Below are 19184 nucleotides of genomic sequence, written 5' to 3'. Positions count from 1 at the left end.
GGTCCACACCACCAGTCGTATCCCCGCAGGGCGGGAGACACCGGTGGGACGGAGCGGACGGCCGAGCGGTTCCGTGGGCCGTACGGGTGTCAGACCCCGTATTCGGGGGCGCCGGCGATCAGCCGGACGGACGAGGGCTCCACGACCACCCCCAGGATCCGCGAGGGCGGGACCGGCACGGGCGAGGCCGCCCGCGCGGCCGGCCAGTGCGGAACCATCCGCGCGGAGGCCCCGCACAGCTCCGCCAGGGTCAGATCGGGCTCCAGCCGCTCACGCGCCGTGATGTCGTTCGCCATGACGGCACCGTACGCAGCCCGCCCCCGGACCGAGAAGGTCCTACTATCGGGTAGTTTCCGCTGTTCGCCGGCGCCCTACGACCCGGTAGCGTGAACTGTCCATGCTGTCTCCCCGCAGGAGCATCCCGCCGTGCGTATCGCAGTCACCGGCTCCATCGCCACCGACCACCTCATGACCTTCCCCGGCCGGTTCGCCGACCAGCTCGTCGCCGACCAGCTCCACACGGTCTCCCTCTCCTTCCTCGTCGACAACCTCGACGTCCGCCGGGGAGGCGTCGGCGCGAACATCTGCTTCGGCATGGGACAGCTCGGCGCCCGCCCGATCCTCGTCGGCGCCGCGGGCTACGACTTCGACGAGTACCGGGCCTGGCTCGACCGGCACGGCGTGGACACCGGCTCCGTGCGCATCTCCGAGGTGCTGCACACCGCCCGCTTCGTCTGCACCACGGACGCCGACCACAACCAGATCGGCTCCTTCTACACGGGCGCGATGAGCGAGGCCCGGCTCATCGAGCTCAAGGCCGTCGCCGACCGCGTCGGCGGCCTCGACCTGGTCCTCATCGGCGCGGACGACCCGGAGGCGATGCTCCGCCACACCGAGGAGTGCCGCACCCGCGGCATCCCGTTCGCCGCCGACTTCTCGCAGCAGATCGCCCGCATGGACGGCGACGAGATCCGCACCCTCCTCGACGGCGCCACCTACCTCTTCTCCAACGAGTACGAGAAGGGCCTCATCGAGACCAAGACCGGCTGGAGCGCCGAGGAGATCCTCGGCCGGGTCGGCCACCGCGTCACCACCCTCGGCGCGCGCGGCGTCCGGATCGAGCGCGCCGGCGAGCCCGCCTTCGAGGTCGGCTGCCCCGACGAGGAGGCCAAGGTCGACCCCACCGGCGTCGGCGACGCCTTCCGCGCCGGCTTCCTCTCCGGCCTCGCCTGGGGCGTCGGCATGGAGCGCGCCGCCCAGGTCGGCTGCATGCTGGCCACGCTCGTCATCGAGACCCTGGGCACCCAGGAGTACACCCTGCGCCGCGCCCACTTCATGGAGCGCTTCACCAAGGCGTACGGGGACGACGCCGCCACCGAGGTCCGCGCCCACCTGGCGTGACCCGCCGCCCGCACGGACCGGGCGGCCCGCCGGCCCCCGGAGCCGGCGGGCCGCCCCGTCCCGGGGCGCGCGGTCAGACGAGCCGGCGGACCACGTAGGCGGCGCCCCGGTCCGCCGGCTCCTCGCCCACGTACTCCTGGCCCCGCATCCCGCACCACGCGGGGATGTCCAGCCGCGCCGCCGCGTCGTCCGCGAGCACCCGCACCGTCCCGCCCACCGGCACGTCGCCGATCACCTTCGCCAGCTCGATCACCGGCACCGGGCACCGCCTGCCCAGCGCGTCCACCACCAGCTCCCCGCCCTCGCCGGACACGCCCTCCGCCGTCCCGCCCGCCGGCGCGCCCAGCCGCTCCCGCACGCCCGCCACCACGCCCGGCAGCACCTCCAGGAACCGCTCGACGTCCGCCTCCGCCACCCCGTGGGGCAGCGAGACCCGGACGTTCCCCTCCGACAGCACGCCCATCGCGCGCAGGACGTGGCTGGGCGTCAGCGTCGAACTCGTGCACGACGAACCGGACGAAACGGAGAAACCCGACCGGTCCAGCTCGTGCAGCAGCGCCTCCCCGTCCACGTACAGGCAGGAGAACGTCACCAGATGCGGCAGCCGCCGCTCCGCGTCGCCCACCACCTCCACGTCCGGCACCGCCTGCGCCACCCGCGCCCGGATCCGCGCCACCAGCCCCCGCAGCCGCTCCGCCTCCGTCGCGGCCTCCGCCCGCACCGCCCGCAGCGACGCCGCCGCCGCCACGATCGCCGGGAGGTTCGGGAACCCGGCCGACCGGCCCGCCTCCCGCTCGTCCGCCGGCCCCGCCGGCGCGAACCGCGTCCCCTTGCGCACCACCAGCAGCCCCACCCCCGCGGGGCCGCCCCACTTGTGGGCGCTCGCCGCCAGCAGCGACCAGCCGCCCTCCACCGGCCCCCACGCCAGCGACTGCGCCGCGTCCACCAGCAGCGGCACACCCGCCGCCCGGCACGCCTCGGCCGCCTCGGCGACCGGCTGCACCGTCCCCACCTCGTGGTTGGCCGACTGGAGGCAGGCCAGCGCCGTGTCCGCGCGCAGCGCCTGCGCGTACACCCGCGGGTCCACCGCCCCGGTCCGCCCGACCGGCACCCGCGCCACCGCCCCGCCGGCCGCCTCGTGCGCCTGCGCGGCGTGCAGCACCGAGGAGTGCTCCACCGCCGACACGACCAGGTGGCGGCCGGACCGGCGCCGCCCCGCCAGGGCGCCCGCGACGCCCGAGTGGACCGCGTGCGTCCCGGACGGGGTGAAGGACAGCTCGTCCGGGCGGCACCCCACCGCCTCGGCCGCCGCCTCGCGGGCGGCGTCCAGCAGCAGCCGGGCGCGCCGGCCCTCCCGGTACAGGCGCGCGGGGTCGGCCCAGCCCTCGTCCAGGGACGCCTGGAGCGCCTGGCGGGCGACGGGGTGCAGGGGAGCGGAGGAAGCGACGTCGAAGTAGGCCACGCGGCCACGCTAACTCCGTAGCCCCCGAGGGTGCCGAACGGGCCCGCGACCTGCGGACACAACCCGAAAGAGGGGTCCGGCGGCGCGTTGGGCACCCTCCCCGCGCGACGCGAAATGGCGTCCAGTAGGGTTTGGTCCGCATAAACATCCAAACCCCTGCCCGCGTCAGGGCGGCGACCGACCAGCGAGACGGCCGCAGCCGAGCCGCGGGCGAGACTCTCGGGAAGGCGCTACGTGAGTCCCAACGGCTCCGACCGCTCGTCGCGGCGCCCGATGCGGCGGAAGCTGCCGCAGGTGCTGACTGCGGGCCTGATCCTGGCTACCGCCTCCGGTTGCTCGTACAACTGGGAGGACTTCCCCCGCCTCGGTATGCCCACCCCGGTGACGGAGGAGGCCCCGCGGATCCTCTCCCTCTGGCAGGGCTCGTGGGCGGCAGCGCTCGCCACGGGCGTGCTCGTGTGGGGCCTGATCCTGTGGAGCGTCATCTTCCACCGGCGTAGCCGCACCAAGGTCGAGGTTCCCCCGCAGACCCGGTACAACATGCCCATCGAGGCGCTGTACACGGTGACCCCGCTCATCATCGTCTCGGTGCTGTTCTACTTCACCGCGCGTGACGAGTCCAAGCTCCTCGCCCTCTCCGACAAGCCGGCCCACACCATCAACGTGGTCGGCTACCAGTGGAGCTGGGGCTTCAACTACATCGAGAACGTGGACGGCGACGCCGCCACGGGTGCCGAGGTCCCCAAGGAGCTCGGCGCCGTCCCGGACAAGTGGCAGAAGCAGTTCCCCGCCGGCGCCGAGGGCGTCCACGACTTCGGCATCCCGGGGACGCGGAACCCGCAGACCGGCAACCCGGGCCCGACGCTGTGGCTGCCCAAGGGCGAGAAGGTCCGGTTCGTCCTGACCTCCCGCGACGTCATCCACTCCTTCTGGGTCGTCCCCTTCCTCATGAAGCAGGACGTCATCCCGGGCCACACCAACGCCTTCGAGGTGACCCCCACGCAGGAGGGCACCTTCCTCGGCAAGTGCGCCGAGCTGTGCGGCGTCGACCACTCCCGGATGCTCTTCAACGTCAAGGTCGTCTCCCCGGAGCGCTACCAGCAGCACCTCAAGGAGCTGGCCGAGAAGGGGCAGACCGGCTACATCCCGTCGGGCATTGAGCAGACGGACCCGGCCAGGAATGCGGAGAAGAACCAACTGTGAGCATCCTCAACGAACCTCAGGGTGCCGCCACGGCAGCTGACGGCTCGAAGGAGCCGTACGAGAACGAGCTGCCCGTCCGGCGCAAGCAGCCCGGCAACATCGTCGTCAAGTGGCTGACCACCACCGACCACAAGACGATCGGCACGCTCTACCTGGTCACCTCGTTCGCCTTCTTCTGCATCGGCGGTCTGCTCGCGCTCTTCATGCGCGCGGAGCTGGCCCGGCCCGGCACGCAGATCATGTCGAACGAGCAGTTCAACCAGGCGTTCACGATGCACGGCACGATCATGCTGCTGATGTTCGCGACGCCGCTGTTCGCCGGTTTCGCCAACTGGATCATGCCGCTGCAGATCGGCGCGCCCGACGTGGCGTTCCCGCGGCTGAACATGTTCGCCTACTGGCTCTACCTGTTCGGCTCGCTCATCGCCGTGGCCGGCTTCCTCACCCCGCAGGGCGCCGCCGACTTCGGCTGGTTCGCCTACACCCCGCTGTCGGACGCCGTCCGCTCGCCGGGTGTCGGCGCCGACATGTGGATCATGGGTCTGGCCTTCTCCGGCTTCGGCACGATCCTCGGCTCGGTCAACTTCATCACCACGATCATCTGCATGCGCGCCCCCGGCATGACGATGTTCCGGATGCCGATCTTCACCTGGAACGTGCTGCTGACCGGTGTCCTGGTCCTGCTCGCCTTCCCGGTGCTGGCCGCCGCGCTCTTCGCGCTGGAGGCCGACCGCAAGTTCGGCTCGCACATCTTCGACCCGTCCAACGGCGGTGCCCTGCTCTGGCAGCACCTCTTCTGGTTCTTCGGGCACCCGGAGGTGTACATCATCGCGCTGCCGTTCTTCGGCATCGTCTCGGAGATCGTGCCGGTCTTCAGCCGCAAGCCGATGTTCGGCTACATCGGCCTGGTGGCCGCGACCATCGCGATCGCCGGTCTGTCGATCACCGTGTGGGCGCACCACATGTACGTCACCGGCGGTGTGCTGCTGCCGTTCTTCTCCTTCATGACCTTCCTGATCGCGGTCCCGACCGGTGTGAAGTTCTTCAACTGGATCGGCACCATGTGGAAGGGCTCGCTGTCCTTCGAGACCCCGATGCTCTGGACGATCGGCTTCCTGGTCACCTTCACCTTCGGTGGCCTGACCGGTGTGATCCTGGCGTCGCCGCCGATGGACTTCCACGTCTCCGACTCGTACTTCGTCGTCGCGCACTTCCACTACGTCGTCTTCGGCACCGTGGTGTTCGCGATGTTCGCCGGGTTCCACTTCTGGTGGCCGAAGTTCACGGGCAAGATGCTGGACGAGCGCCTCGGCAAGATCACCTTCTGGACGCTGTTCATCGGCTTCCACGGCACCTTCCTCGTCCAGCACTGGCTGGGCGCCGAGGGCATGCCCCGCCGGTACGCGGACTACCTCGCCGCGGACGGCTTCACGGCCCTGAACACGATCTCCACGATCGCCTCGTTCCTGCTGGGCCTGTCGATCCTGCCGTTCTTCTACAACGTCTGGAAGACCGCCAAGTACGGCAAGAAGGTCGAGGTCGACGACCCGTGGGGCTACGGCCGGTCGCTGGAGTGGGCCACGTCCTGCCCGCCGCCGCGCCACAACTTCCTCACGCTGCCGCGCATCCGCTCGGAATCCCCGGCGTTCGACCTGCACCACCCTGAGATCTCCGCGATCGACCAGCTCGAGAACCAGGGCCGCAAGGACACCGCGCTGGTCGGCGGCAAGGAGGCCGGCAAGTGAAGATCCAGGGCAAGATGTTCATCTGGCTGAGCTTCTTCATCCTGGCCATGGCCGTCCTGTACGGCCTGTGGTCGAAGGAGCCGGTCGGCACCACCGCGCTGTTCATGGCCTTCGGCCTGGCGATCATGGTCGGCTACTACCTGGCCTTCACGGCCCGGCGGGTGGACGCCATGGCGCAGGACGACAAGGAGGCGGACGTCGCGGACGAGGCCGGTGAGCTCGGCTTCTTCTCGCCGCACAGCTGGCAGCCGCTCTCGCTGGCGATCGGCGGCGCGCTCGCCTTCCTCGCCGTCGCCCTCGACTGGTGGCTGATGTTCTTCTCCCTGCCGGTCATCCTGATCGGTATCTGGGGCTGGGTCTTCGAGTACTACCGGGGCGAGAACCAGAACCAGTGACGACCCCTCAGCGGTGAGGTGACCCGGCGGCTCCGGAAGGAGTCCGCCGGGTCACTCTTTTGCATGCATCCGGCGTGCCGCGCTCGACAGCCGTTCCTACGGTGTGCTTATGAGCAACACGCCGAGCTTCCGCATCGCCCTGAGCTGCTCCCTGCTGGTCGCCGCCGCGGGTGCCGGCCTGGCCGGCTGCGGGGGACCGGACGGCCATCCGCTCTCCGCGCGCCCCTACGACGCGGCCCGGCAGGTCGGCTTCACCGGTCTCGCCGAGGACCGCGAGGTCCCCCTCGACAAGCCCCTCGCCATCACCGCCCGCGACGACGACGCCCGCATCACGGACGTCACCGCCGTCGACGAGGCGGGCCGCCACCTGGCGGGCGAGCTCTCCGCCGACGGCCGCGGCTGGCGCTCCACCGGCGCGCCGGCCGCGGGTGCCCGCTACACCGTCAGGGTCGCCACGGAGAACGGCGACGGAGCCCCCGGCCTGCGCACGATGACGTTCCGCACGGCCCCCGCCCGCAAGCTCCTGAAGGTGGAGTTCGGGCCGGAGGCGGGCACGTACGGCGTGGGACAGCCCCTGACGGCCACCCTCAGCGCCCCCGTGAAGAGCAAGGAGGGCCGCGCGGCGGTCGAGCGCGCCCTCCGCGTCGACTCCACGCCCGAGGTCACCGGCGGCTGGCACTGGGTGGACGACGAGAAGCTGCACTTCCGGCCCAAGGAGTACTGGCCCGCCGGCGCTTCCGTCACCCTCACCAGCACCCTCGGCGGCGCCCACATCGGCGGCGGGCTCTACGGCGCCCCCACCGAACCACTCAAGATCGACATCGGCGACCGGGTCGAGGCCGTCACCGACGCCTCCACCCACACGATGGTCGTCCGGCGCAACGGCGAAGTGATCAACACCATCCCGGTCACCACCGGCAAGCCCGGCTTCGAGACCCGCAACGGCGTCAAGGTGGTGCTGGAGAAGCAGCCGTTCGTGCGGATGCGCAGCACCACCGTCGGCATCGCGGCGGGCAGCAGCGAGTCGTACGACCTGCCCGTCCACTACGCGACCCGCGTCACCTGGAGCGGCGAGTACGTGCACGCCGCGCCCTGGTCGGTCGGCTCGCAGGGGTACGCCAACGTCAGCCACGGCTGCGTCGGGATGTCCACCTCCAACGCCGCCTGGTTCTTCGAGAACTTCCGGCGCGGCGACATCGTCGAGGTCGTCAACAGCCACGGCGAGGACATGACCCCGTTCGGCAACGGCTTCGGGGAGTGGAACATGACCTGGGACCGGTGGCAGCAGGGCAGCGCCGTCCAGGCCGACACCGGCCGCGCGGGCCCCGCCCGGCTGAGCCCCCTCCCGCGGTAGCGGGCCCCCGTCCCGCGGCCCGGCCCACCGTCCCGCCCCCGCGCGGGCCGGGGGCCGGGCCGCCGGTACGCGGGTCCCCGGCCCGGCGGCCCTCACGACCGGTCACGGCGGACCGGTACCGGCCGGGACACCGGCCGGCGAAGACCACCGCCGCCGCCCGGCCCCGCGCCAGGCGGCCCGGCGCCGTTCAAGCCCCGAGGCCGGGGCGCCGTCCAAGGCCCGAGGCCGGGCGGCCCCGGAGGACCGCGCGGCGGTCAGGCCTCCACGGCCAGGCGGCGGTCAGGCCTCCATGGCCAGGCGGCGGTCAGGCCTCCACGGCCAGGCGGCTGCGCAGGAGCGCCGCCAGGGCCTCCGGGAGCTCCGCCGGGTCCACCGGCAGCGTCACGGCCGCGTCGGCCCGGCTCCAGGTCGCCAGCCAGGCGTCCTGCGCCCGCCCGATGAGCAGCAGCACCGGGGGGCACTCGAAGACCTCGTCCTTGATCTGCCGGCACACGCCCATGCCGCCCGCCGGCACGGCCTCGCCGTCCAGCACGCACACGTCGACGCCGCCCGCGTCCAGCCGCTCCAGGACCGCCGGCAGCGTCGCGCACTCGACGTACTCGACCGGGGGGACGTCGGCCGCGGGGCGCCGCCCGGCCGCCAGCCGCACCTGCGCTCGGGTGTTCGCGTCGTCGCTGTAGACCAGTACGGTGGCGCTGGACTGCATGGTTCCTCCGAGATCGTCGCGGGCAGTGCTCGGTAACCGATGCGGCGGATGCTACTCCGTCCCACAGCCCGTCGACAGCGGCCCGACACCGCCGCGGGCGGCCCCTCGCTGGGCCGTTCGGGTGCCCTGGAGGGGCCCTCGGAGGGCCGGGACACTCCGAACGGCACCCCCGGAGTGAGGGCGGGATAAGCGACCGACATAATGTCGGTCGTGGCGACAGCAACGACAGTAGATACCGGGCACGCGCACCCGTCGGTCAATCGACCGAACCTCACCAGCGTCGGAACCATCATCTGGCTGAGTTCCGAGCTGATGTTCTTCGCGGCCCTCTTCGCGATGTACTTCACCCTGCGATCGGTAACGGGTGCCGAATACTGGTCCGAGCAGGCGGACCACCTGAACTTCCCGTTCTCGGCGACCAACACCACGATCCTGGTGCTCTCCTCCCTCACCTGCCAGCTCGGCGTCTTCGCCGCCGAGCGCGGCGACGTGAAGAAGCTGCGCGCCTGGTTCATCGTGACGTTCATCATGGGCGCGATCTTCATCGGCGGCCAGGTCCTCGAGTACACCGAGCTGGTCAAGGAGGCGGGCATGTCCCTGTCCTCCGGCCCGTACGGCTCCGTGTTCTACCTGACCACGGGCTTCCACGGCCTCCACGTGACGGGCGGCCTGATCGCGTTCCTGCTGGTACTCGGCCGGACGTACGCCGCGAAGCGGTTCACTCACGAGCAGGCAACCGCCGCCATCGTCGTGTCCTACTACTGGCACTTCGTCGATGTCGTCTGGATCGGCCTCTTCGCCACGATCTACATGATCAAGTAGTCGGGCTCGGCCCGACCATCCAGCAAGCATCGACGCAGAAGATCCTGACACCGGGGTAATCCGTGAAAAAGCTCTCCGCACGACGACGCCATCCGCTGGCGGCGGTCGTCGTCCTACTTCTCGCGCTGGCGGCCACCGGGGGGCTGTACGCCGCGTTCGCGCCCGCGAGCACGGCACAGGCCGACGAGACCGCCCAGTCCCTCGCCATCGAGGAGGGCAAGAAGCTCTACACCGTCGGCTGCGCCAGCTGCCACGGCACCGGCGGTCAGGGCACCTCCGACGGCCCGTCCCTGGTCGGCGTGGGCTCCGCCGCCGTCGACTTCCAGGTCGGCACCGGCCGCATGCCCGCGCAGCAGCCGGGCGCCCAGGTCCCGCGGAAGAAGAACATCTACACGCAGGCCCAGATCGACCAGTTGGCGGCGTACATCTCCTCGCTCGGCCCGGGTCCCGTCACCCCCACCGAGAAGCAGTACAGCGTGGAAGGCGCCGACATCGCCAAGGGCGGTGAGCTCTTCCGCAACAACTGCGCCCAGTGCCACAACTTCACCGGCAAGGGTGGCGCGCTGACCGAGGGCAAGTACGCGCCCAGCCTCGACGGCGTCAGCGAGAAGCACATCTACGAGGCCATGCAGACCGGCCCGCAGAACATGCCCTCCTTCCCCGACACGACGATGCCGGAGCAGGAGAAGAAGGACATCATCGCGTACATCAAGGCCGTGAACGGTGACGAGACTCCGTCGCCCGGCGGCTTCGCGCTCGGCGGCCTGGGACCGGTCAGCGAGGGCCTGTTCGGCTGGATCTTCGGGCTGGGTTCGCTGATCGCCGTCGCCGTCTGGGTCGCGGCCCACACCGCTAAGGCCAAGAAGTCATGAGTAGCCAAGAGTTTTCCGAGAAGAGCCTGCCGAGCGAGCAGGACACCGCGCACGGCACGGCGGTCGCCGAGAACCCGTTCGCCGACCCGGGGCTGCCGCCCCACAAGCCGCGCATCCAGGACCTCGACGAGCGGGCCGCCAAGCGGTCCGAGCGCACGGTCGCCCTGCTGTTCACGACCTCGATGCTGGCCACCGTCGCCTTCATCGCCTCGTTCGTGATCTTCCCGGTCGACAAGATCGTGTACGTGTGGCCGCTCGGCCACGTGAGCGCGACCAACCTGTCGCTCGGCCTCACGCTGGGCATCGCCCTCTTCTGCATCGGCGCCGGCGCGGTCCACTGGGCCCGCACGCTGATGTCGGACGAGGAGGTCGCCGACGACCGCCACCCGATCGAGGCGGCGCCGGACGTCAAGGCCAAGGTCATGGCCGACTTCGCGGCGGGCGCCGAGGAGTCCGCGCTCGGCCGGCGCAAGCTCATCCGCAACACGATGTTCGGCGCGCTGGCCATGGTGCCGCTCTCCGGCATCGTGCTCCTGCGCGAGCTGGGCCCGCTGCCGGAGAAGAAGCTCTTCCACACCTCGTGGGCCAAGGGCAAGCAGCTCATCAACATGAACACGATGGAGCCGCTGCGTCCCGAGGACGTCACGGTCGGTTCGCTCACCTTCGCCATGCCGGAGGGCCTGAGCGAGGAGGACCACGACTTCAACACCAAGATCGCCAAGGACGCCCTGATGATCGTCCGGCTCCAGCCGGAGGACATCAAGGACAAGCGCGAGCTGGAGTGGTCGCACCAGGGCATCGTCGCCTTCTCCAAGATCTGCACCCACGTGGGCTGCCCGATCTCCCTGTACGAGCAGCAGACCCACCACGTCCTCTGCCCGTGCCACCAGTCCACCTTCGACCTCTCCGACGGCGCCCGCGTCATCTTCGGCCCTGCCGGTCACGCCCTCCCGCAGCTGCGGATCGGCGTCAATGACAAGGGCAACCTCGAAGCGCTCGGCGACTTCGAGGAGCCGGTCGGGCCTGCATTCTGGGAGCGCGGATGAGCACCGCAAAAGACACGACGCGGAAGGCGCCCGCCGGTGAGCGGGTGGCCGACTGGGCGGACGGCCGGCTCGGGATCTACTCCCTGGCCAAGGCCAACATGCGCAAGATCTTCCCGGACCACTGGTCCTTCATGCTGGGTGAGATCTGCCTCTACAGCTTCATCATCATCATCCTCACGGGTGTGTACCTGACGCTGTTCTTCCACCCGAGCATGAACGAGATCGTGTACCACGGCTCGTACGTGCCGATGCAGGGCGTCCGGATGACCGAGGCGTACGCCTCGACGCTGGACATCAGCTTCGACGTGCGCGGCGGTCTGCTGATCCGGCAGATCCACCACTGGGCGGCGCTGATCTTCATCGCCGGCATGTTCGTGCACATGATGCGCGTCTTCTTCACCGGCGCGTTCCGCAAGCCGCGCGAGATCAACTGGCTGTTCGGCTTCCTGCTGCTCGTCCTGGGCATGTTCACCGGTTTCACCGGCTACTCGCTCCCGGACGACCTGCTGTCGGGCACCGGTGTCCGCTTCACCCAGGGCGCGATCCTGTCCGTGCCGATCGTCGGCACGTACATCTCGATGTTCCTCTTCGGAGGCGAGTTCCCCGGCCACGACATGGTCGCCCGGTTCTACTCGATCCACATCCTGCTGCTGCCGGGCATCATGCTCGGCCTCGTGGTGGCGCACCTGATCCTGGTCTTCTACCACAAGCACACGCAGTTCGCGGGCCCCGGCCGCACCAACAAGAACGTGGTCGGCATGCCGCTGCTGCCGGTGTACATGGCCAAGGCCGGCGGCTTCTTCTTCCTGGTGTTCGGTGTCATCGCGGTCATCGCCGCGCTGTTCACCATCAACCCGGTGTGGGCCCTCGGCCCGTACCGCCCGGACATGGTGTCCACCGGCGCCCAGCCCGACTGGTACATGGGCTTCGCCGAGGGTCTCATCCGCGCCATGCCCGGCTGGGAGATCACCCTCTGGGGCCACACCCTGGTCCTGGGCGTCTTCATCCCGCTCGTGATCTTCGGTGTGATGCTGGCCGCCATCGCGGTCTACCCGTTCATCGAGTCGTGGATCACCGGCGACAAGCGCGAGCACCACATCCTGGACCGCCCGCGCAACGCCCCGACCCGCACGGGCCTCGGCGTCGCCTGGGTCACCGGCTACATGGTGATGCTGGTGGGCGGTGGCAACGACATCGTCGCCACCTACTTCCACCTGTCGATCAACGCGGTCACCTGGTTCGTCCGCATCGCGTTCTTCGCCGGACCGGTCCTCGCCTTCGTCATCACCAAGCGGATCTGCCTCGGCCTCCAGCGCCGCGACCGCGACAAGGTGCTGCACGGCCGCGAGACCGGCATCATCAAGCGGCTGCCGCACGGTGAGTTCGTCGAGGTCCACGAGCCGCTCAGCCAGGCGCAGCTGCACGCGCTGACCGCGCACGAGCAGTACGTCCCGGCGGAGATCGGCCCGACGGTCGACGAGAACGGCGTCGAGCGCAAGCCCTCCGCCGCCCAGAAGCTGCGCGCCAAGCTCAGCAAGGGCTACTACGGCGAGGGGAACCAGGTCCCCAAGGCCACGGTGGAGGAGTACAAGGAGATCAGCGCGGGCCACGGCCACCACTGATCGCCCTCACCCCCGGGGCCCCGCCCCGGGGGGTGAGCCCTGAGAGTCGCCACGGTGAGAGCCCCGTCCAGTCCACGGACGGGGCTCTTCGCCGTCCCCGGCGGCTCGCTAGGCTGGACCCGTCATCATCCGTCACGGAACCGGGAGCGACCATGAGCGCTGTGCCACCCGCTGGAGGCTCTACCGCGGCGGGCCGCTCCTGGCCCGCCGTCCTCGACACCCTGCTCTCGGGGCGGGACCTCGACGCGGACACGACCGCGTGGGCGATGGAGCGCATCCTCAGCGGGGAGGCCACCGACGCGCAGATCGCCGGGTTCGCGGTGGCGCTGCGAGGCAAGGGCGAGACCGTGGAGGAGATCTCCGGCCTCGTCCGCACCATGTACGAGCACGCCCGCACGATCGAGGTGCCGGGCCCCTCGGTGGACATCGTCGGCACGGGCGGCGACGGCGCCAGGACCGTCAACGTCTCCACGATGTCGGCGATCGTCGTCGCCGGTACGGGCGCGAAGGTCGTCAAGCACGGCAACCGCGCCGCGTCGTCCGCCTCCGGCGCCTCGGACGTGCTGGAGAAGCTGGGCGTCGACCTGGGGCTGTCCCCGGAGCGGGTCGCCGAGGTGGCGGAGGAGGCCGGCATCACCTTCTGCTTCGCCGTCACCTTCCACCCGGCGCTCCGCCATGTCGCCCGCGCCCGCAAGGAGATGGGCATCCGGACCACGTTCAACTTCCTGGGCCCGCTGACCAACCCGGCCCGCGTGCGGGCCCAGGCCACGGGTGTGGCCGACGCCCGGATGGCGCCGATCCTGGCCGGTGTGCTCGCCGAGCGCGGCTCGTCGGCGCTGGTCTTCCGGGGGGACGACGGGCTGGACGAGCTGACCACGACGGCCGGTTCGCGGGTGTGGGTCGTCCGGGACGGGACCGTCCGCGAGGAGGCGTTCCACCCGCGCGACGTCGGCCTCGACGTGGTGCCGGTGGAGGCGCTGCGGGGCGCCGACGCCTCGTACAACGCGGACGTGGCGCGGCGGCTGCTCGCCGGGGAGACCGGGCCCGTGCGGGACGCGGTGCTGCTGAACTCGGCGGCGGCGCTGGTGGCGCTGGAGCCTGCGGACGCGCCGCTGGCCGAGCAGCTGCGGGCCGGTATGGCGAAGGCCGCCGAGTCCATCGACTCGGGCGCGGCCCGCGACGTCCTGGACCGCTGGGTGCGGGCCAGCCACAGGTGAGCCGGCGGGCCCGCCGCGCCGGCTCCCGGGGTCGGCGCCGCGGGCCCGCCCGTCCGGCGGTCCGCCCGCCGTACGGTCCGTCCGCCGTACGGGCCACCCGTCTTGCGTGGGGGGCGGGTGCGTGTGGCAGGATGCTCGGCAAGGTCATGAGTGACAGCGATTACGGCCCCGGCCCGCTGTCCGGCAACCCTCCGTCCGTGGCGGGGTGCCCCGGGTGAAGACCAGGCCGCGGGCAGCGAGGTCCGCGGCAAGCGCGGACCCCTGCACACCCTGGGGTCCTGGTCCCGAGGGAGCAGTCTCGTGAGCAAGCGAATGCGCTAGGGCCCCGGGCCCTTCCCCCCTCCGCACGGCCGTCGTCGTCGCCGTGCGTCGAGGCGTCACCCCGCGTGCGGTACGGCCGTCGAGCCGTCCCCGCGGGCCCGCACACCCCTTTCGCCGCGTTCCCGCCAGGAGATTCCGCCATGCCCGCGTACCCGAACACCGCCTGCGCCCCGGCCCCTTCGGCCGTCTCCGCCGCCCCTTCCGCCCCGGCCGTCTCCGCCGCCCCCTCCGCCCCGGCCGTCTCCTCTGCCCCTTCCGCCCCGGCCGCCTCCGCCGCCGTCGACGGTGCCGCCCGTGCCGCCTCCCCGGCGGGGGTGGTGGCCGGCGCCGACAGCCCGGCCGCCGCTCCGGCCGGCGCCCCCGCGGGGCACGTCCCCGCCCCGGCCGCCGTCCTGCCGCTGCCCGTGCTCGGCCGGGACGTGACCGTGCCGCTCGTCACCGGCGGGGAGGCCGTCTACGCCGCGCTCGACTACGCGGCCAGCGCCCCCGCGCTCCAGCGGGTGTGGGACGACGTCGCCGCGTACGCCCCGTACTACGGCAGCGTCCACCGGGGCGCCGGGTACCTGTCGCGGCTCTCCACCGAGCTGCTGGAGGACAGCCGCCGCACGGTCGCGGAGTTCCTCGGCTGCCGCCCCGGCGACCAGGTGGTCTTCACCCGCTCGACGACCGACTCGCTCAACCTGCTCGCCCGCGCCCTGCCCGCCGGCTGCGAGGTCTTCGTCTTCGAGACCGAGCACCACGCGGCGCTGCTGCCGTGGCGGGGGGCCCGCGTGACGTACCTGGAGGCGCCGCGCACCCCGGCGGCGGCCGTGGAGGCGCTGGAGCGGGCGCTCGTGCACCGGGAGCCGTACGGGCCCGCGCTGGTGTGCGTGACGGGCGCGTCGAACGTGACCGGCGAGCTGTGGCCGGTACGGGAGCTGGCGGCCGCCGCGCACGCCCACGGGGCGCGGATCGTGCTGGACGCCGCCCAGCTCGCGCCGCACCACCCGGTGGACGTGGCGGAGCTGGACGTGGACTGGGTGGCCTTCTCCGGGCACAAGCTCTACGCCCCGTTCGGCGCCGGGGTGCTCGCCGGGCGGGCCGACTGGCTGCGGGAGGCCGAGCCCTACCTGGCGGGCGGCGGCGCGTCCCGGTCGGTGGCGCGGCGGGCGGACGGCGGGGTGGAGGCGCTCTGGCACACGACGGAGGCCCGCCACGAGGCCGGCTCGCCCAACGTGATCGGCGCCTACGCCGTCGCGTCGGCGTGCCGGGCGCTGCGGGAGGCCGGGTTCGACGCGCTGGTGGCCCGCGAGCGGGAGCTGGTCGAGCGGGTGCGCGAGGGGCTGGCGCGGGTGCCGGGGGTGCGGGTGCTGTCGCTGTTCGGCGACGACGCCCCGCGCGTGGGGGTGCTGTCCTTCACGGTGGAGGGCTGGAGCGGCGCGCACCTCGCGGCGGCGCTCTCCGCCGAGTACGGCATCGGGGTCCGCGACGGGCTGTTCTGCGCGCACCCGCTGGTGCGGGCCCTGCTGGGCGGGTCGGAGCGGGAGCCGGCGGAGTGCGGGGCGCCGCGGGCCGGTTCGGGGGAGCGGGCGGCGGGCGCGGTCCGGGTCAGCTTCGGCGCGGGGACCCCGGACGAACACGTCGACCGCTTCCTGCGGGCCGTGCGCGAGCTGGTCGCGGACGGCGCCCGGTGGAGCTACCGCACGGAGGACGGGCGCTGCGTGCCGGAGCGGGGCTGAGGGCGGGACGCACCGGACCGGAGCGCCAGGGTGCGGCGGCGCCGGACCGGGGCCGGCCGGGGCCGAGGGGCGGCCGGGGCCGAGGGCCGGCGCGTACCGGACGGGGCCGTCCAGGGCGGCGCGTGCCGGGCGGAGGGCCGGGGCCGCGGGGCGGAGCCGTGCCGTGGCCGAATCCCCCTCCCCCGTTCGGGTGAATCGGTGGGGGTCGGTCAGGCGTCGAGCCCGATGGCGAAGGCCGCTTCCAGGTCGTGCTGCGAGTACGTGCGGAACGCGACGTGGGTGTCCGTGGCGACGACGCCGGGGATCTTGCTGATGCGGCCGGGGATGATGTCGGCCAGGTTCTCGTGCTTGGGCACGCGGACCATGGCGACCAGGTCGTACGTCCCGGTGACGGAGAAGACCTCGCTCACGCTGTCGAGCGCGGCGATGGCCTCCGCGATCTCCGGGATGCGGTCCACGCTGGTCTTGATGAGCACGATCGCGGTGATCACGGCTGTCCCTCTCCCTCGGTGGCCGCTGCTGGGGCCTTCACTCTAATGCCCCGGTAGCGCGCCCACGCGTACAGGAACCCCAGCGCGAAGCCGATGAGGTGCGCGAGGTAGGCGACCCCCGGCCCGCTGCCCGCCCCGCGCGCGGCCAGCCACTGGAGCACGAACCAGAAGACCAGGACGATCCAGGCCGGGAAGCGCAGCGGCAGGAAGAACAGGAAGGGGAAGAGGCTGGTCACCCGCGCCCTGGGGAAGAGGTACAGGAACGCCCCGAGCACCGCGGAGATCGCGCCGGACGCCCCCACCAGGGTCTGCGCGCTGTCCGCGTGCACCATCGCGTACCCGGCCAGCGCCAGGTAGCCGGACACCACGTAGAACACCCCGAACCGAAGGTGTCCCATCCGCTCCTCGGCCATCGCGCCGAAGACGAACAGGAACAGCATGTTCCCCAGCAGGTGCAGCCAGTTGCCGTGCACGAACAGGGCGCTGAGCGGGGTGAGCAGCGCGGGCGGGGCGCCGCTCAGCAGGTCCGCCGGGATGACCCCCCAGCGCCGGAAGTACGCGCTCTGGGCGGCGACCAGGTCCTCCCCGGTGCCGTACGAGGCCGCGAGGCCGGACGCCGGGCCGACCACGAAGACCAGCGCGCACACCCCGATGACGCCGTACGTCACCGTCGGCCCGGTGGCGGCACGCCGCAACGCTCCACGCCAAGCGATCACGCACAGATCATGACGTACGGGGTGCGAGCGGGGCAGAGCGCCTCGCCGGGGCCGGGTGCACCCTCCCGCGGTCTTCCCCGGCCGTCCGCACGGGCGCGAGGGGGGAGGCCGTAGGGTAACGGGCGTGCCCGGGCCGCTCCCGGGGCACCCGCAGTCCGAGGGCGCACCGCGGGTCGAACAACTGGCACAACCGGACCATGACAAGGACGGCACCATGACGACGGTTCCCCAGCCGACCGCCGAGACCCGCTGGCGCTGCGCGCTCTGCGGCAACCTGACGCGCTTCGACGTGACGCGCTCCTCCAAGGTCGTGGAGTACGTCCATCTGGACCTCGCGGGCGAGCCCACGGTGGAGGAGCGCGAGGTGGTCAGTGAGACCATCGAGTCGGTCCGCTGCCGCTGGTGCAACGCGGTGGACCAGATCGAGCTGGTGGACAGGCCGGGCGCCGGCTCCTGAGGCCCGCCCGGGGCCGGCGGGCGTCCCGGCACAGTGAGAACGACGGGTAGTGGGGTGACGGATCGTGGCGCAGCCGGCAAGCGGCGCTGAGTCGGCCGGTGCGGCCGGTGACGCCGCCGAGGCGCTCGACCGCCCGCTGCCCGAGGCGGTACGGCGCCGGGTCGTCGCGCTCGTCGCGGAGGCGTTCGGCGGCCTGACCGTCGCCGAGCTGCCGGCCCAGCTCCGCCAGTACGCCCGCTTCACCCCCACCCGGCGGGCCCGCTTCGCGGGCAACGCGATGGCCGCCGCCCTGGAGGCGGACGCGGCGTTCCGCGGGCGCATCGGCGACCGGCTGCGCTCCGGCCAGCCCGAGCTGGCCGCCGCCGTCGAGTCGGGCGCGCCGCCGGCCGCCGCCGACCCCGTGGACGTGGCGGCCGCCGCGTACGTGCTGCGCCCCGCCGGGTGGGTCAAGCTGGTCGCCGCGGCGGGCGAGGAGGTGCAGCGGGCGGACGCCGAGCGCGCCGACGAGGCGGGCCGCCGCGAACTGGAGCGGCTGCGCGAGGAGCTCGCCGAGGCCCGCGCGCACACCCGCGACGAGACCGAGCGGCTGCGCGCCGAGCTGGAGGCCGCCCGCAGGGAAGCCGAATCGCTTCACCGCAAGCTGCGCAGCGCCCAGAGCGACGTCAAGCGGGGCGAGGCCGCCCTGCGCCGCGCCCGCGAGGAGATCGACGCGGTCCGGGCGGACGGCGCCGCCCGCGCCTCGGCCGCCGAGAGCGAGACGCGCCGCCTCAGGTCCCGCCTCGGGGAGGTCGAGGCCGCCCTGGAGGCCAGCCGCCGCGCCGCCCGCGAGGGCCGCTCGGTGGAGGACGTACGCCTGCGGCTGCTGCTGGACACGGTCCTGGAGGCCGCCCAGGGGCTGCGCCGCGAGCTGGCCCTGCCGCCCGTCTCCGTGCGGCCCGCCGACTCGGTGGACGCGGTGGAGCCCGGCCGGATGTCGCCGAAGGACATCGCCGCCCGCGCGCTGTCCGAGACCGACCCGGCCCTCCTCGACCAGCTCCTCGCGCTGCCGCAGGCCCATCTGGTCGTCGACGGCTACAACGTCACCAAGACCGGCTATCCGACCATGCCGCTGGAGAAGCAGCGGCTGCGGCTCCTCGGCGGGCTCTCCGCGCTCGCCGCGCGCACCGGCGCCGAGGTCACCTGCGTCTTCGACGGCGCCGAACTGGCCGCGCCGGTGCTGCTCGCCCCGCCCCGCGGGGTGCGGGTGCTGTTCTCCAAGCCGGGCGTGACGGCCGACGAGCTGATCCGGCAGCTGGTGCGCGCCGAGCCGCCGGGGCGGCCGGTGGTCGTGGTCTCCAGCGACCGCGAGGTGGCCGACGGGGTCGCCAGGTCCGGGGCCCGGCCGGTCGCGTCCGTGATGCTGCTGAAGCGGCTTTCGCGGCTCTCGTAACTCCTGGGCGTCATGCCCGGTTTGGCGGTCCGTCCGGTGAACGCAACGTCAACCGCGCATGACCCACGGTGCGATCACGGTAAAGAAAGTGCCCGGCGGGCGAGATTTTTCTCATGAGGATTTGAACTGATCACAATGTGGTCACTAGGGTCTGGGCTCGAACCTTCGCGCGGTTGACCGTCCATCGGGGGCGGCAGCGAAGGCACC

At 72.3% G+C, this 19184-nt stretch carries 18 protein-coding genes and 1 riboswitch; of the genes, 13 read left to right on the top strand and 5 right to left on the bottom strand.

Translation table 11 applies throughout. The features are described 5' to 3' along the window. Nucleotides 1-89: 89 nt before the first annotated feature. Entirely contained in the window at nt 90-296 is a 207-nt protein-coding gene (locus CP974_RS07330) for a hypothetical protein (RefSeq protein ID WP_031129534.1), read from the bottom strand. A gap of 130 nt (nt 297-426) precedes the next feature. On the opposite strand from CP974_RS07330, the gene CP974_RS07325 reads away from it, so the two are divergent. Next, the gene (locus CP974_RS07325; protein WP_031129536.1) at nt 427-1401 is read left to right on the top strand and encodes a carbohydrate kinase family protein; all 975 of its coding nucleotides are present in this window, start codon (nt 427-429) and stop codon (nt 1399-1401) included. A 73-nt stretch (nt 1402-1474) separates the two neighbouring features. On the opposite strand, the gene CP974_RS07320 is transcribed toward CP974_RS07325, so the two are convergent. Next, entirely contained in the window at nt 1475-2863 is a 1389-nt protein-coding gene (locus tag CP974_RS07320; protein WP_031129537.1) for a cysteine desulfurase/sulfurtransferase TusA family protein, read from the bottom strand. A gap of 234 nt (nt 2864-3097) precedes the next feature. Here CP974_RS07320 and ctaC point away from each other — a divergent pair, with 234 nt between their 5' ends. The 4 genes from ctaC to CP974_RS07300 all read left to right on the top strand — a co-directional run bounded on the left by ctaC (nt 3098) and on the right by CP974_RS07300 (nt 7560). Then, complete coding sequence (gene ctaC / locus CP974_RS07315) at nt 3098-4066, top strand: aa3-type cytochrome oxidase subunit II (RefSeq protein ID WP_031129538.1); 969 nt, start codon at nt 3098-3100, stop codon at nt 4064-4066. Further along, on the top strand, nt 4063-5811 hold the full coding sequence (ctaD, locus tag CP974_RS07310) for an aa3-type cytochrome oxidase subunit I (RefSeq protein WP_031129539.1): 1749 nt from the start codon (nt 4063-4065) through the stop codon (nt 5809-5811). The genes ctaC and ctaD overlap by 4 nt, the downstream gene beginning before the upstream one ends. Continuing rightward, complete coding sequence (locus CP974_RS07305; protein ID WP_031129540.1) at nt 5808-6206, top strand: cytochrome c oxidase subunit 4; 399 nt, start codon at nt 5808-5810, stop codon at nt 6204-6206. The genes ctaD and CP974_RS07305 overlap by 4 nt, the downstream gene beginning before the upstream one ends. A gap of 109 nt (nt 6207-6315) precedes the next feature. Then, entirely contained in the window at nt 6316-7560 is a 1245-nt protein-coding gene (locus tag CP974_RS07300) for a L,D-transpeptidase (RefSeq protein WP_037937004.1), read from the top strand. 304 nt (nt 7561-7864) lie between these two features. On the opposite strand, the gene CP974_RS07295 is transcribed toward CP974_RS07300, so the two are convergent. Next, complete coding sequence (locus tag CP974_RS07295; protein WP_031129542.1) at nt 7865-8266, bottom strand: DNA-binding transcriptional response regulator; 402 nt, start codon at nt 8264-8266, stop codon at nt 7865-7867. 201 nt (nt 8267-8467) lie between these two features. Here CP974_RS07295 and ctaE point away from each other — a divergent pair, with 201 nt between their 5' ends. The 6 genes from ctaE (at nt 8468) to CP974_RS07265 (ending at nt 15884) form a co-directional block, all read left to right on the top strand. Beyond that, entirely contained in the window at nt 8468-9088 is a 621-nt protein-coding gene (ctaE, locus tag CP974_RS07290; RefSeq protein WP_031129543.1) for an aa3-type cytochrome oxidase subunit III, read from the top strand. A 62-nt stretch (nt 9089-9150) separates the two neighbouring features. Continuing rightward, complete coding sequence (qcrC, locus tag CP974_RS07285; protein WP_031129544.1) at nt 9151-9960, top strand: cytochrome bc1 complex diheme cytochrome c subunit; 810 nt, start codon at nt 9151-9153, stop codon at nt 9958-9960. After that, complete coding sequence (gene qcrA / locus CP974_RS07280; protein ID WP_031129545.1) at nt 9957-11006, top strand: cytochrome bc1 complex Rieske iron-sulfur subunit; 1050 nt, start codon at nt 9957-9959, stop codon at nt 11004-11006. Before qcrC ends, qcrA begins: the two co-directional genes overlap by 4 nt. Further along, a complete protein-coding gene (gene qcrB / locus CP974_RS07275; RefSeq protein ID WP_031129547.1) occupies nt 11003-12628 on the top strand; it encodes a cytochrome bc1 complex cytochrome b subunit in 1626 nt (541 codons plus the stop codon). Before qcrA ends, qcrB begins: the two co-directional genes overlap by 4 nt. Before the next feature lie 152 nt (nt 12629-12780). Then, nucleotides 12781-13845: an anthranilate phosphoribosyltransferase gene (trpD, locus tag CP974_RS07270; protein ID WP_031129548.1), complete on the top strand. Its 1065-nt coding sequence runs from the start codon at nt 12781-12783 to the stop codon at nt 13843-13845. Nucleotides 13846-13987: 142 nt separating this feature from the next. After that, a riboswitch (SAM riboswitch) is annotated at nt 13988-14105 on the top strand. Between the two features lie 201 nt (nt 14106-14306). Beyond that, on the top strand, nt 14307-15884 hold the full coding sequence (locus tag CP974_RS07265) for an aminotransferase class V-fold PLP-dependent enzyme (protein WP_223844530.1): 1578 nt from the start codon (nt 14307-14309) through the stop codon (nt 15882-15884). 209 nt (nt 15885-16093) lie between these two features. Here CP974_RS07265 and CP974_RS07260 read toward each other — a convergent pair whose 3' ends face one another. Beyond that, on the bottom strand, nt 16094-16375 hold the full coding sequence (locus tag CP974_RS07260) for an Lrp/AsnC family transcriptional regulator (RefSeq protein ID WP_031129551.1): 282 nt from the start codon (nt 16373-16375) through the stop codon (nt 16094-16096). Next, the gene (locus CP974_RS07255; protein WP_031129552.1) at nt 16372-17091 is read right to left on the bottom strand and encodes a rhomboid family intramembrane serine protease; all 720 of its coding nucleotides are present in this window, start codon (nt 17089-17091) and stop codon (nt 16372-16374) included. Before CP974_RS07255 ends, CP974_RS07260 begins: the two co-directional genes overlap by 4 nt. A 214-nt stretch (nt 17092-17305) precedes the next feature. Between CP974_RS07255 and CP974_RS07250 the strand changes: the two genes are divergently transcribed. Both CP974_RS07250 and CP974_RS07245 read left to right on the top strand, forming a co-directional pair. Next, entirely contained in the window at nt 17306-17548 is a 243-nt protein-coding gene (locus CP974_RS07250; protein ID WP_031129553.1) for a hypothetical protein, read from the top strand. A gap of 64 nt (nt 17549-17612) precedes the next feature. Beyond that, nucleotides 17613-18977 (top strand): NYN domain-containing protein, encoded by a 1365-nt coding sequence (locus CP974_RS07245; protein WP_031129554.1) that lies wholly within the window; start codon nt 17613-17615, stop codon nt 18975-18977. Nucleotides 18978-19184: the final 207 nt, after the last annotated feature.

Source organism: Streptomyces fradiae ATCC 10745 = DSM 40063 (genome assembly GCF_008704425.1).
In the GTDB taxonomy this organism is placed as follows: domain Bacteria; phylum Actinomycetota; class Actinomycetes; order Streptomycetales; family Streptomycetaceae; genus Streptomyces; species Streptomyces fradiae.
The sequence above is the reverse complement of the archived record's forward strand: the minus strand, read 5'-3'. Positions and strand labels throughout refer to the sequence as shown.

Excerpts from the sequence above, each read along its gene's own strand:
- CP974_RS07330 (WP_031129534.1), bottom strand. The coding sequence starts at position 296 with ATGGCGAACGACATCACGGCGCGTGAGCGGCTGGAGCCCGATCTGACC.
- CP974_RS07300 (WP_037937004.1), top strand. The coding sequence starts at position 6,316 with ATGAGCAACACGCCGAGCTTCCGCATCGCCCTGAGCTGCTCCCTGCTG.
- CP974_RS07295 (WP_031129542.1), bottom strand. The coding sequence starts at position 8,266 with ATGCAGTCCAGCGCCACCGTACTGGTCTACAGCGACGACGCGAACACC.
- ctaE (WP_031129543.1), top strand. The coding sequence starts at position 8,468 with ATGTCGGTCGTGGCGACAGCAACGACAGTAGATACCGGGCACGCGCAC.
- qcrA (WP_031129545.1), top strand. The coding sequence starts at position 9,957 with ATGAGTAGCCAAGAGTTTTCCGAGAAGAGCCTGCCGAGCGAGCAGGAC.
- qcrB (WP_031129547.1), top strand. The coding sequence starts at position 11,003 with ATGAGCACCGCAAAAGACACGACGCGGAAGGCGCCCGCCGGTGAGCGG.
- trpD (WP_031129548.1), top strand. The coding sequence starts at position 12,781 with ATGAGCGCTGTGCCACCCGCTGGAGGCTCTACCGCGGCGGGCCGCTCC.
- CP974_RS07265 (WP_223844530.1), top strand. The coding sequence starts at position 14,307 with ATGCCCGCGTACCCGAACACCGCCTGCGCCCCGGCCCCTTCGGCCGTC.
- CP974_RS07250 (WP_031129553.1), top strand. The coding sequence starts at position 17,306 with ATGACGACGGTTCCCCAGCCGACCGCCGAGACCCGCTGGCGCTGCGCG.